The organism is Bacillus sp. NPDC057893 (assembly GCF_042796455.1).
Lineage (GTDB): Bacteria > Bacillota > Bacilli > Bacillales > Bacillaceae_G > Bacillus_A.
Window position 1 is genome coordinate 26,247 of record NZ_JBHVNG010000009.1, and the last position, 12,324, is coordinate 38,570.

The 12,324-nt window shown below is 34.7% G+C and carries 9 protein-coding genes, 2 pseudogenes and 1 riboswitch; of the genes and pseudogenes, 7 read left to right on the top strand and 4 right to left on the bottom strand.

Going from position 1 to position 12,324, the window contains the following annotated elements; all coding sequences use genetic code 11:
• Nucleotides 1–15: 15 nt before the first annotated feature.
• Nucleotides 16–215, bottom strand: a pseudogene (locus tag ACFVQC_RS25130) (DUF3951 domain-containing protein).
• A 187-nt stretch (nt 216–402) separates the two neighbouring features.
• A riboswitch (SAM riboswitch) is annotated at nt 403–507 on the top strand.
• Between the two features lie 137 nt (nt 508–644).
• On the opposite strand from ACFVQC_RS25130, the gene ACFVQC_RS25135 reads away from it, so the two are divergent.
• The 5 genes from ACFVQC_RS25135 to ACFVQC_RS25155 are packed head-to-tail and all read left to right on the top strand — an operon-like array spanning nt 645 to nt 5,944.
• Complete coding sequence (locus tag ACFVQC_RS25135; protein ID WP_016095104.1) at nt 645–1,562, top strand: ABC transporter permease; 918 nt, start codon at nt 645–647, stop codon at nt 1,560–1,562.
• Nucleotides 1,563–1,578: 16 nt separating this feature from the next.
• Complete coding sequence (locus tag ACFVQC_RS25140) at nt 1,579–2,583, top strand: ABC transporter permease (protein ID WP_377891748.1); 1,005 nt, start codon at nt 1,579–1,581, stop codon at nt 2,581–2,583.
• Complete coding sequence (locus ACFVQC_RS25145; protein ID WP_002151284.1) at nt 2,540–3,550, top strand: ABC transporter ATP-binding protein; 1,011 nt, start codon at nt 2,540–2,542, stop codon at nt 3,548–3,550. Before ACFVQC_RS25140 ends, ACFVQC_RS25145 begins: the two co-directional genes overlap by 44 nt.
• Nucleotides 3,547–4,320, top strand: coding sequence for an ABC transporter ATP-binding protein (locus ACFVQC_RS25150; RefSeq protein ID WP_002159574.1), 774 nt, complete (start codon nt 3,547–3,549; stop codon nt 4,318–4,320). The genes ACFVQC_RS25145 and ACFVQC_RS25150 overlap by 4 nt, the downstream gene beginning before the upstream one ends.
• A 13-nt stretch (nt 4,321–4,333) precedes the next feature.
• Entirely contained in the window at nt 4,334–5,944 is a 1,611-nt protein-coding gene (locus tag ACFVQC_RS25155) for a peptide ABC transporter substrate-binding protein (RefSeq protein WP_377899540.1), read from the top strand.
• A 24-nt stretch (nt 5,945–5,968) separates the two neighbouring features.
• On the opposite strand, the gene ACFVQC_RS25160 is transcribed toward ACFVQC_RS25155, so the two are convergent.
• Nucleotides 5,969–6,436: a YusW family protein gene (locus ACFVQC_RS25160; RefSeq protein ID WP_377899541.1), complete on the bottom strand. Its 468-nt coding sequence runs from the start codon at nt 6,434–6,436 to the stop codon at nt 5,969–5,971.
• A 267-nt stretch (nt 6,437–6,703) separates the two neighbouring features.
• Between ACFVQC_RS25160 and ACFVQC_RS25165 the strand changes: the two genes are divergently transcribed.
• Both ACFVQC_RS25165 and ACFVQC_RS25170 read left to right on the top strand, forming a co-directional pair.
• A complete protein-coding gene (locus tag ACFVQC_RS25165; RefSeq protein ID WP_377899542.1) occupies nt 6,704–7,285 on the top strand; it encodes a TetR/AcrR family transcriptional regulator in 582 nt (193 codons plus the stop codon).
• A gap of 58 nt (nt 7,286–7,343) precedes the next feature.
• On the top strand, nt 7,344–8,483 hold the full coding sequence (locus ACFVQC_RS25170) for a YhgE/Pip domain-containing protein (RefSeq protein ID WP_377899543.1): 1,140 nt from the start codon (nt 7,344–7,346) through the stop codon (nt 8,481–8,483).
• A gap of 46 nt (nt 8,484–8,529) precedes the next feature.
• On the opposite strand, the pseudogene ACFVQC_RS25175 reads toward ACFVQC_RS25170, so the two are convergent.
• Both ACFVQC_RS25175 and ACFVQC_RS25180 read right to left on the bottom strand, forming a co-directional pair.
• Nucleotides 8,530–10,167 (bottom strand): annotated as a pseudogene (locus ACFVQC_RS25175) (peptide ABC transporter substrate-binding protein); the annotation flags it as partial.
• 383 nt (nt 10,168–10,550) lie between these two features.
• On the bottom strand, nt 10,551–12,191 hold the full coding sequence (locus ACFVQC_RS25180; RefSeq protein ID WP_377899544.1) for a peptide ABC transporter substrate-binding protein: 1,641 nt from the start codon (nt 12,189–12,191) through the stop codon (nt 10,551–10,553).
• Nucleotides 12,192–12,324 lie beyond the last annotated feature (133 nt).

Genomic DNA, 12,324 nt, shown 5'->3' on the forward strand with positions numbered 1-12,324 from the left:
CTTGCGCATGCAAGGTTATTTTTTCTTCTTACCATCTCCATCTTCATCTTCGCATACTAATACTTTTTGTTTCACGTCCAAATTTTTGGGTGGGGGTCTTACTGCCCGTAAATAGCGGGATAAAAAGAGGTGATGCTTTTCTTTTTAATAAAGAGCTTATAAAAACCAATGATGACGAGTATTACGATTGTTAATGGCAATCCTATAGTATCCAGAAGTAAGGGAGCCGTCTTATAACTCCTTTAACATAATTTTTTTTATTATAAGCGAAAGACTGTAATTTCAATAACTAACGTTATTAAAAACTGATTTTTCTAAAAATATCCGATTAGATTGACTTTTCATTTTTTCAGAATTATAATTCAAAATATACAATTTGAACCAAATAATAATATAGCAATTTACTTATCCAGAGAGGTAGAGGGACTGGCCCTATGACACCTCAGCAGCGGGTTCTGTAATAGAACACCGTGCTAATTCCAGCAAGCAAGTCTTGAAAGATAAGTGATGGGCATAGTTTTATTAAGCCTTGATCTTATTTTTTAAGATCAAGGCTTTTTGTGTTTTAAGAAGTGGAGAAGGAGTAATGGGAACAAATATGTCAATAAAACAAAGTAAATTCATGTGTTTAGGGGGTTATTGAAGTGTATGTGATTAAAAAACTATCGGTTATGGTATTTACACTATGGGTTATTACGACAGTAACATTTTTGATTATGCATATTATTCCAGGGGATCCATTTTCATCAGATGCGAAAATCTTTCCTGAAGAAGTAATACAAAACATGAGAGCGAAGTATCACCTTGATGAACCGTTATGGAATCAATATGTTGCTTATTTAGATGGCGTAGTGCATTTTGATTTTGGTGAATCCGTTCAATCGACGGGGCAAGGTGTATCAGAAATTATAACGACAGGCTTTGGTCCATCAGCGATTATTGGTTTACAAGCACTTATTATTTCATTGTTAGTTGGAATTGCAGCAGGTACATTTGCCGCGCTATATCATGGGAAAGTGATTGATTATAGTGTGAGCTTGCTTGCGATTCTCGGTATTTCTATTCCTAGTTTTATTTTAGCGCCACTATTTATACAAGTATTCGCCATACAATTTGAATTATTACCAGTGGCGTCTTGGGGAACATTTGAGCATACTGTATTACCTTCCTTCGCATTAGCGCTCGGGCCAATCGCAGTTATTACAAGATTTGTTCGCTCTAATATGATTGAAGTGTTGCAGAGTGATTATATTAAGCTAGCGAGAGCGAAAGGTATACCAATTAAGAAAATCATTATAAGACATGCTCTTCGAAATGCGATTGTTCCGGTACTTACATTTGTTGGCCCATTAATGGCTGGACTTTTAACAGGGACTTTTGTTATTGAAAAAATCTTTTCAATTCCTGGTTTAGGAAAATATTTTGTAGATAGTATTTTTAACCGAGATTATCCGGTTATTATGGGAACAACCATTTTCTATAGTGCGCTATTAATTGTATGTATTTTTATTACAGATATCATTCATCGTATTGTTGATCCGCGCATTCGTTCTATTACGTAAGGAGGGTGATGTTTAAATGGGGGCTTATGAAATTAATGACCAGTTATTAACGAATGAAGAGAAAAAAGAATTAACGATAAATAAAGATCAGCAAACGATTAGCCGAAAAAAGGAAGTGTTTCGCAAGTTTGTATCAAATCCTATAGCAGTTTTAGGGGCAGTGACGTTATTACTAATTATTGTTTTCTCGCTTATTGGCGAAAGTTTAACGTCATTTACTGCGAGTGAACAAGTAAAAGAAGCAACTAATTTACCGCCTAGTAGTGAGCATTGGTTCGGAACAGACGATTTAGGGAGAGATATTTGGGCGCGTACTTGGGCTGGTGGGAAAATTTCATTAACAGTTGGATTGGTAGCAGCAGCTCTCGATATAGGGCTTGGTGTACTTATCGGAGGTTTTAGTGGATATGTGAGAGGGCGTAATCGTCTTGGAACGTTAATTGATGAGTGGATTATAAGAGGGATTGAAGTGTTATACGGTATCCCATATTTATTAATTGTTATTTTACTATTAATCATTATGAAACCAGGACTTTTTACAATTATTATAGCTCTTGCGTTAACGGGATGGATTGGCATGGCACGTCTCATTCGGGCGCAAGTACTTTCATTGAAACAAAGAGAATTTGTTATTGCAGCAGAGCGATTAGGTACACCTCATATGAAAATTATATACGGACATTTAATTCCAAACTTAACAGGGATTATTATCGTAAATTTATCATTTACAATTCCAGCAGCTATTTTCTCAGAATCATTTTTAAGTTTTATCGGACTTGGAGTACAATCACCAGCAGCGAGCTGGGGCACGATGACAAACGATGCACTCGGGACATTACTAAGCGGAGAGTGGTGGCAACTTTTCTTCCCGGCAATCATGATTGCACTAATCATGTTCGCATTTAATGCGATTGGTGATGGTTTGCAAGATGCGATTGATCCGAAAATCGTAAAACGTAATCGAAAGGAGAAAAAACATGGCACAAATCTTATCTTTAGAAAACGTAACGTTAGCCGTTGAAAAAGAGAATAGTAAGCAAGCAATTGTGAAGCATGTCTCCTTTTCTATTAACGAAGGTGAGATTGTTGCACTTGTAGGAGAAAGTGGTTCAGGAAAAAGTGTTACAGCACAATCTATTATCGGCTTAAATCAAGAATCGATTCATATTGATGATGGAGATATATCTTTCAAATCAAAGGAATTAACTAATTTACAGGAATCAGAATGGAATCAAATTCGCGGGAAAGATATTTCCTTTATCTTTCAAGACCCGCTTTCATCTTTAAATCCGACGATGAAGGTGGGAAGACAAATTACAGAAGTAATTGTGCAGCATGAAAAGAAATCGAAAAAAGAGGCAAAAGAAATTGCAATTAACTTACTAAATGATTTAGGGATACATGAAGCAGAGAAACGCTTTGAACAATACCCGTATCAGTTAAGCGGAGGTATGAGGCAGCGTATTTGTTTAGCAATTGCATTTGCTTGTCACCCGAAGCTCGTTATTGCAGATGAACCTACAACAGCATTAGATGTAACGATTCAAAAGCAAATTATGGAGTTGTTAAAAGAAAGAAAGGAAAAACAAAATACGAGTATTTTATTAATTACACATGATTTGGCACTTGTACGTGAAGTAGCTGACCGAGTAGTAGTTATGTACGGGGGACGTGTTGTTGAAAAAGGAACGATTCAAGAAGTAATTGGCTCACCTAAGCACCCTTACACAAAAAGTTTATTGCAAGCAATTCCGAATATGGATGATTCAGAAAAGGTACTTAGAGCAATTGAGGGAACAACGCCTTCAATTGAAACGTTAAATAGTTTTGGATGCCCGTTTGTGAATCGTTGTCCTGTAGCGATAAAAGAATGTATTCATCGCTTCCCAGAGAGAACGACATATTCTGAGGAGCATAGCTCACATTGCTGGCAACATATTCTGGAGCATAATAAAGCGAAATCAAAAGAGAAGGTGAATGCCTCATGACGACAGATTTGATTACTGTAAAGCAAGTAACGAAAACGTATGGAAGTAAAAATAAAGAAATCGCAGCGTTAAAAGGTATATCACTTTCTATCCCAAAAGGAACAACGCTTGGCATTATTGGAGAAAGTGGTTCTGGAAAGACAACACTTGGTAAGCTCATAGCTGGGATCGAGCGTCCAACGTCTGGTGAAATTGATTATAACGGTCAAGTTGTTCACAAGCTGAAATCAGCTCATAAGCGGGATTTCTTGCAGAAAGTACAGTTCATTTTTCAAGATTCCACAGCTGCATTAAATCCGCGTTGGAAAGTACGAGATATTGTAACAGAAGGCTATATTTCATTCGGTTTAGGCGATAAAGGATTGAAAGATAAAGTCGCAGGTGATGCACTAGAGCGTGTTGGATTAGATAGAAGATATATTGATCGTTATCCGCATGAATTTAGCGGGGGACAACGTCAACGTATTGCTATTGCAAGAGCGTTATTATGTGAGCCAGAAGTTTTAATCCTTGATGAACCAATTTCAGCATTAGATGTTTCACTGCAAATCCAAATTATACATCTACTGCAAAAGATTCAAAAGGAACAAGGCTATACATATTTATTTATCGCACATGATTTACCGATGGTTCACTATTTATGTGAAAAAGTGGCTGTCCTATATAAAGGAGAACTTGTTGAATTTGGAAATACGGATGAAGTATTCCGTAATCCACAACATTCTTATACAAAAACATTATTAGCATCAACACCAAAAATTTCAGGTTAAAGGAGAATGTAGGATGAAGAAGTTTTTACTGTTTGTCATTATGACTGTTTTAGCAATTACTTCTGTTGCTTGCGGTAAGAAAGAGACGCAAAAGGCAAGTGCTGGTAAGGGTGAAGGAGATCGATTAGTAACGAATATCGGTAGTGATCCATATACACTTGATTCCGCTATTGCGACAGATACTACTTCGAGATATGTAATTGGGAATTTATTTTCAAGTCTATATACTGAGGATAACAATGGGAAAATCCATAATGAGTTAGCGGATAAAGAAGAAGTAAATGCTGATGGGACTGAATATACAATTCATTTAAAGAAAGATATTAAATGGTCAGATGGTTCTCCTATTACAGCAAATGATTTTGAGTTTGCATGGAAGCGATTATTAAATCCGAAAACGGGTTCTATGAATGCGACAGAAATGTACTTTATTAAAGGTGCAGAGGCATATAATACTGGAAAAGGTGAAGAGGGACAAGTTGGGATTCAAGTGGTTAATCCTCAAACGTTAAAAGTAACACTTGAATATCCAGTTGCTTCTTTCAAACAAAAGCTAGCAAGTTCATTATTTATTCCATTACCTAAAAAATCAATTGATGATAATAATAAATTAAAAACAGACCCAAAAGAGTTAATTACGAACGGACCATTCACGTTAAAAGAATGGAAGCATAACCAAGCAATTACAGTACAAAAAAATAAAGAATACTATGATAAAAAGGTAACATTAAAAGAAATTGAGTTTCGTATTATTCCAGACTCTAAAACAGCGTATCAATTATTTAAATCAAAAGAATTAGATTTACTAAGTGGTTTACCACAAGAGATGATTGAGAAAGAAAAAGAAAATAAAGAATATAAACGTGTTGCAGGATTTTCATCTTATATTTATTCCTTTAACGTAGAAAAAGAGCCATTTACAAATGCAAAAGTACGTAAAGCATTTTCATTAGCAGTTGATCGTAAATTTATCGTTGAAAAATTGTATAAAAATAATGCACAAGCAGCATATGCTTTTGTTCCAGAAGGGGCAAAAACACAAGGTGGTCGTGATTTCCGTAAAGAAAAAGGCGATTACGTAAAATTTGATCCAGCGGAAGCGAAAAAATTATTAGAAGAAGGTATGAAAGAGCAAGGATGGTCTACATTACCTGAAGTAACATTAAAATTCACTACAGATACACAACATAAAAAAGTAGCAGAAGCAATGCAAGAAATGTTTAAGAAAAACCTTGGTGTAGATATTAAATTAGAAAATAAAGAGTGGAAGAGTTACATCGACACATACAAGCAAAGTGATTTCCAATTAGCTTATATGGGGTGGGGAGGTTCTAACTTAGACCCTAGTGCCCGTTTAGAATTATATGCAGGTGATGGTCCGAGTAACTATGCGAAGTGGTACAATAAAGAATTTGATAATTTAATTAATCAAGCAAAAACAGAACAAGATGAAAATAAACGTTTTGATATATTGCATAAAGCAGAAGATATTATGTTTGATGATACACCATTGATCCCAATTATTTTCCCAAGCTCTTCGTATTTACAAAAATCATCAGTATCTGGCGTCCAATTCATTATTGGTTCTAGTCCAGAACTAAGATACGTAAAAATTAAAAAATAAAGAAGTAGGCAACCGCCTACTTCTTTATTTTATTTCTTTCTTATATTCTTTTTTCGTTCCATCAGAGAAGACAACTTCTAAAGCGAATTTTTGATAGTCTTTATCAAGTTTGAATACATTTACTACTTGATCAATTACTTCTTGGTCAGGAGTATCTTTATCAAATTTCAACTCTTGTAGAAGTGGGCTTAATTTTGTAATAGCCTCGTCGCCTGTTAATTTTACATCTGCTTTATGGTCTTCAACTTTTGCTTCCATTTTTTTATCGGCTGCTACATTTTTATAATCAGCTTCGTAGTCTTTCTTTGTATCTTGATAGTCTGCCTTTAAATCAAATTCATTAAAGTTTAGTTTTAAATCAGCAGGCGCTTCATTCTTTGCCTCTTCTGTAGTCTTTTTATTAGAAGTTGTGTCTTCTTTTGCAGGAGCTTTACATCCTGTTAATGCAGGTACTAGCATAAGAGCTAATAAAATTGATAGTAAAATTCTCATTATAAATTCCTCCTTATGTAACTTCTTTCTATACAAGTTTTTCCTAATTTCATGTAATTATGTATGTGATGAAAATAAATTATTTTCTCATAGCTTCAAGGATTAGTCCGCAATTTAAATCAAAAAGGATTTGTATGTATATGGTAAATTTAAGTTGTGAGGAGGTACTGAAATGCAAAAAGAAGCGAAAGAGAATTATTGACAATTATTAGAAAAGTAATATAATCAAAATGTAAGTGATCACTTGCATAAGGAAGAGAGGGTTTTATGGCGCGCTCAAAGACAGCAGAAAAAATCATTCAAGCGGCAATTGAATTAGTGAAAGAAAAAGGATATACGGCAGCAACGACGAAAGAAATTGCAATGCGTGCTGGTGTTAATGAAGTAACGATATTCCGCAATTTTAAAAGTAAGAAGGGCGTTATTGAAGCGGCGGTTGCTGAATTTTCATATATACCGCATTTAAAACAATTTTTGCAAACAGAAATTGTGTGGGAATTAGAAACTGATTTAAAGAACTTAGCAAGGCATTATCATAAATTTTTAAATAGCATAAAAGATATTATTTCTATCGGTATACGTGAGGCGAGAGAATTTCCTGAATTAGATGAGGAAATCTCGAAAATTCCAAAAGGATTAAAAGAGGAATTAATAATTTATTTTGCCAAGATGCAGGAACAGGGAAAGATTATTCATACAAATATTGAAGCGCAAGTAATGAATTTTATATGGATTAATTTTGGTTACTTTCTATCTAAATTGCGTTTTGAAAACCGACTTATGGAAATTGATGATGAGAAATTTATTGAGAATAATATAGTTTTATATACTAGGGCTTTAAGACCCTAGTATTTATTTAAAATAAAATGCAAGCAAGTGCTTGCTTGCTGAACAGGAGAGCGCGAAGATGGATACATTAAAACAGTTTTTAAAACGACCAGGTACGTATGTGGGAATGGTAGTAGCTCTATCGTTCCAACTTATTTTCTTTTGTGTGTGGTTAACGGCGTATGATGGAGTGAACGAAAGAGCAGATCAAATGCGTATTGCTATTGTGAATGAGGATGGGAATATAGGGAGTAAAATAGCAGAAGGCTTACAGAGAAATTTACCATTTCAAGTGAAGAAAGAACGGTCTATGGAAAAAGCAAACGAAGAAATGAATGATCATGTGTACGATATGATTATTGAAATTCCAGCTTCTTTTTCAAAAGATATAAATGAAACAGGAAAAGCAAATTTAAACTTTCACATTAATCAAGCGAATGCCATGATGGCAAAGCAAATGATGGAAGGAGCAGCAAAGCAAATTCGAGATAATGTGAATAAAGAGATAGCAAGTCATAAAGAACAAGCGATTGTTGGGAAATTACAAGCTGTAGGACCTGAGAATGTAGAAGTGATAAAAGGGTTAACCGAAGATTCAATTGGTTTTACAGTTCATAAAGTAAATGATGTCAAAGGATTTTCGGCTAACATGGTACCATTAATGATGGTATTAGCTTCATTTGTAGGAGCAATGATCATGAGTATGGAACTATCAAAAGTTGCAAAGGAAGTAAAGAACGGTTGGAGTAATTTCGTATCAAGACAAATCATTAACGGTACAGTATCAATTTTACTTGCATGTATTACAATTGGTTTAATGAAAGGATTCCAAATTGAAATGCACGAAACAGTATGGGGTATATGGGTGTTTCAAGCGATAGTCTTCTTCGCATTTCTTTCATTAACACAAATGTTTATAACTGTTTTCGGAAATGCAGGTATGATTTTTAATATTATCTCTCTATCGTTACAACTTGTAAGTTCGGGTGTAATAGTACCACACGAGATGCTTTCTAAAACATATCAAATAATCGGTGAGTTATTTCCCGCAACATACGCAGCGAATGGTTATTATACAATAATATTTGGTGGAGTTAATTTAAAGGTAAATGTTATTTCATTATTACTCATTATACTAGTTACACAATTGATAGCGGGAATTACTCTAGTTATAAAAGGAATGGTAAAGAGAAGAAGCTCTGTAGTTAAAGAAGTATAAAGTAAAAAAGGTATCCCACGAAGGATACCTTTTTTATTAGTACTTATTATTTTGCAACTTCTGTCCACTTGTAGTTAAATTCACCGCCGAAGTCAGTTGTTACAAGTCCTTTAATAAATCCGCGTTGTAAGTAAGAGCGCCCTTGTTGGTATAAAGGAGCAACAGCACCATCTTGTAATAAGATTTTTTCAGCTTGCTTCATTGCTTCCCAGCGACCTTTTTCATCACCAGCTAAATCAGTTTTTACTTTACGAATAAGCTCGTCGTACTCTTTGTTAGAGTATTTATCGAAGTTATAAGCACTATCTGTTGTGAATAGATCTAAGAATGTAATAGGATCCGCGAAGTCAGGGCCCCAGCCATCGATTCCGATTTCGTAATCACCACTTAATAGTAGTTTTAACTGTTGTTTACGTGGTTGAGGTTTTAAATTCACTGTTAATCCATCTAGATTCTTTTCTAATTCACCTTTTAAATATTCACCAGTTTTCTTAGCTAAAGCATTATCACTTGTTAATAGTTCAATTGTTACTTTGTCAGTACCAAGTTCTTGTTTCGCTTTTTTCCAGTTTTCTTTTGCGGATTTCATATCATCTTTGACTAGATTTCCATTCTCTTTACGGAAGTCATTACCGTCTGGACTTTTTGCGAATTTCGCAGGAACCATTCCTTCTGCTGGAACAGCACCGTTATTTAAAATTGTTTCTACGTATGCTTTTTTATTCATTGCGCCGTTAATAGCAAGGCGTGCATGTTGATTTTTTAATGTTTCATTTTTTTGATTGAGTCGTAAGAATTGAATACCAACTTCAGCGCGGTCCTTGAAGTTTGGATCGCCCTTATATTTATCAACAAACTCCGCAGTTAAAGCAACACGATCAATTTGTCCTGAATCATATAAGTTAACTTCTGTAGACTTATCTTTCACGACATTGAAGTTGATTTCTTCTAATTTTACAGTTTTAGCATCCCAATAGTTAGGGTTCTTCTTCAATTGGAAGCTCTGTTCATGTTTCCAGTTATCTAATGTGAAGGCACCGTTGTAAATTAAATGATTTGTTTCTAAACCATATTTATCACCTTGGGATTTTAAGTAATCTTCATTAATTGGTAAGAATGTTGAGAATGTCGTCAAGCTTAAGAAGTAGGGAACAGGACGGTCTAGTTGTACTTCTAAAGTTTTATCATCAAGAGCTTTGACCCCTAGTTGATCAATTGGCAATTGTTTTTGATTTATTTGTTTCGCATTCTGTATATCGAAGAATAAGAATGCATATTCAGCTGCTGTATCAGGATTTACGGCACGTTGCCAAGCGAAGACGAAGTCCTTTGCTGTAACAGGAGTACCGTTTGACCATTTCGAATCACGCAGGTGGAATGTATATTTTGTTTTATCGGGACTAACGTCAACCGACTCAGCAACACCAGGAATTGGTTTATTATCTTCTCCCACTGCATATAAACCTTCAAAAACATTTCGCATTACGTTCATGGATTCCCCATCCGTTGCTTTTGCAACATCCATTGTTGGAATTTCTGAAGCGAATGATAAGTTAATTGCCTGTTTATCAGGTGCTTTATCATTTGCTTTCGCTCCGCTTACATTATCTTTATTTCCCCCGCAAGCAGTTAGTAATAGACTTGCCCCTAAAACAGATGCAACAACAGGTACAACTTTTTTTTCATTGTTCTTTCCTCCCTAAATGTGTTGTTCGTAACGCCATAATGTCCATGTCTTGAAGTGTAGCTACAGAAGAGAAAACCTATTATAAATATGTGTATATAGGTAATCAGGTGTTCTATATGTATATACATGTTGAACTATAATCTGACGTTATATGTTTCAACTTTGTAGACATTACATTTTGATGGTTAAATATTTCGTCTCTTTGATTATTTAGAATATTAACACTGGAAAGAACTATATGTCAATAATAAAAATAGAATGTTAATTTCTTGAAATAATATATTAAAAAAGTAGATTCCCGTGTATTAAGGAATCTACTTTTAATGTATTTTATGAAAAAATAATTAGTATGGTGGGATAACGTTGATCAAAGTTACAATTTAATTTTCGATTTTTGCCCACTTGAAGTTTAACTGGCCTGCAAAGTCAACTTGTACAATTCCTTTTACATAAGAACGCTCTAGATAAGATTCTCCTTTTTGGTAAAGAGGAGCGATAACAGAGTCCTTAAATAATATTTTTTCTGATGCTAGTAACGCTTCCCAGCGAGCTTTTTCATCACCAGCCAAGGTAGTTTTAACTTTTTCAATTGTGTCATCAAACTCTTTATTAGAGTAATGATCTAAGTTATAAGGGTTATTCGTCGTAAATAGTTCAAGGAATGTAATTGGATCAGCAAAGTCAGGGCTCCAACCGTCAATTCCAATCTCGTAGTCACCTTTTAATAAGAGTGAAACTTGTTGTTTACGTGGTTGCGGTTTTATATTTACCGTTAAGCCATCTAAATTCTTTTCTAGTTGTCCTTTTAGGAACTCACCAGTTTTCTTCTCAAGGTCACCATCACTTGTTAATAATTCTAATGTTATCTTTTCAGAACTAAGCTCTTTTTTTGCTTTCTTCCATAATTCTTGTGCAGATGCTGTATCAACGTTTGTTAAATCGCCGTTTGCAGTACGGAAGTCTTTTCCATCAGGCCCTTTTGCAAAGTTTTTTGGAACGAGACTAAAGGTTGGTGTAGAGCCATCATTTAATAACGTATTTACAAAGGATTTTCGATCAATAGTTTGATCAATCGCTTGGCGCGCAGAAACGTTTTGAAGTATTTTATTTTGTTGATTCATACGTAAAAATTGTACGCCTACGTTCGGACGTTCTTTAAAGTTAGCATCCTTTTTATATTTATCAACGAAGTCAGATGTTAGTTTTATACGGTCTAATTGTTTGGATTCGAATAAATTTACTTCTGTTGATTTTTCTTTCACAACGTTGAAATTGATTTCTTCGAGTTTGACATTATCTTTATCCCAATATGTAGGGTTTTTCTTAAATTTAAAGCTTTGTTCATGCTTCCAATCGCTTAGTGTAAAAGCTCCGTTGTACAAGATTTTGTTATCTTCTAAAGCGTACTTATCACCTTGTGCTTTAAAGAATTCCTCGTTGATTGGTAGAAATGTTGGGAACGCCGTTAAGCTAATAAAATACGGAACAGGACGCTCTAATTCTACTTCAAACGTATGGTCATCAACTGCTTTTACACCAAGTTGATCGGCTGGAAGCTCTTTACTATTAATTTTTTTAGCGTTTTTAATATCAAAGAATAAAAAAGCATATTCAGAGGCTGTTGCTGGGTCGACAGCTCTTTGCCAAGCGAAGACAAAATCTTTCGCTGTAACAGGAGTACCGTTTGACCATTTTGAATCTCGTAAATGGAATGTGTATTTCGTTTTATCACCACTTACTTCATGAGATTTTGCAACACCAGGAACAGGTTTATTACCTTCACCAAGATTATACAAACCTTCAAATACGTTTCTCATTACTTGACCAGAATCAGTATCTGTAGCACGAGCTGTATCCATTGTTCGAATCTCAGTAGGTGAAGATAAGTTTAAAACTTGCTTACTAGGTGCCTCATCTTTTGCATTTGCTCCACTCGCTTCGTTTTTATAACTACCACAACCAGTTAATAAAATACTTACTCCTACAACTGATGCAATACCGGGTACAAACTTCTTTTTCATTTGATTTTCCTCCTAGATAATTAATAAGATTGGATGATGATGAGGGAAATGAAAAATAAAAAATCCCTCTTTTCGGATTGAGAAAGAGGGATTTTTACGTACAAGTTATGCACCCGTATATAAACGAAGTCCC

Coding starts and splice junctions, on each gene's coding strand:
- ACFVQC_RS25145 (WP_002151284.1), top strand. CDS start 2,540: ATGGCACAAATCTTATCTTTAGAAAACGTAACGTTAGCCGTTGAAAAA.
- ACFVQC_RS25165 (WP_377899542.1), top strand. CDS start 6,704: ATGGCGCGCTCAAAGACAGCAGAAAAAATCATTCAAGCGGCAATTGAA.
- ACFVQC_RS25155 (WP_377899540.1), top strand. CDS start 4,334: ATGAAGAAGTTTTTACTGTTTGTCATTATGACTGTTTTAGCAATTACT.
- ACFVQC_RS25160 (WP_377899541.1), bottom strand. CDS start 6,436: ATGAGAATTTTACTATCAATTTTATTAGCTCTTATGCTAGTACCTGCA.
- ACFVQC_RS25140 (WP_377891748.1), top strand. CDS start 1,579: ATGGGGGCTTATGAAATTAATGACCAGTTATTAACGAATGAAGAGAAA.
- ACFVQC_RS25150 (WP_002159574.1), top strand. CDS start 3,547: ATGACGACAGATTTGATTACTGTAAAGCAAGTAACGAAAACGTATGGA.
- ACFVQC_RS25180 (WP_377899544.1), bottom strand. CDS start 12,191: ATGAAAAAGAAGTTTGTACCCGGTATTGCATCAGTTGTAGGAGTAAGT.
- ACFVQC_RS25170 (WP_377899543.1), top strand. CDS start 7,344: ATGGATACATTAAAACAGTTTTTAAAACGACCAGGTACGTATGTGGGA.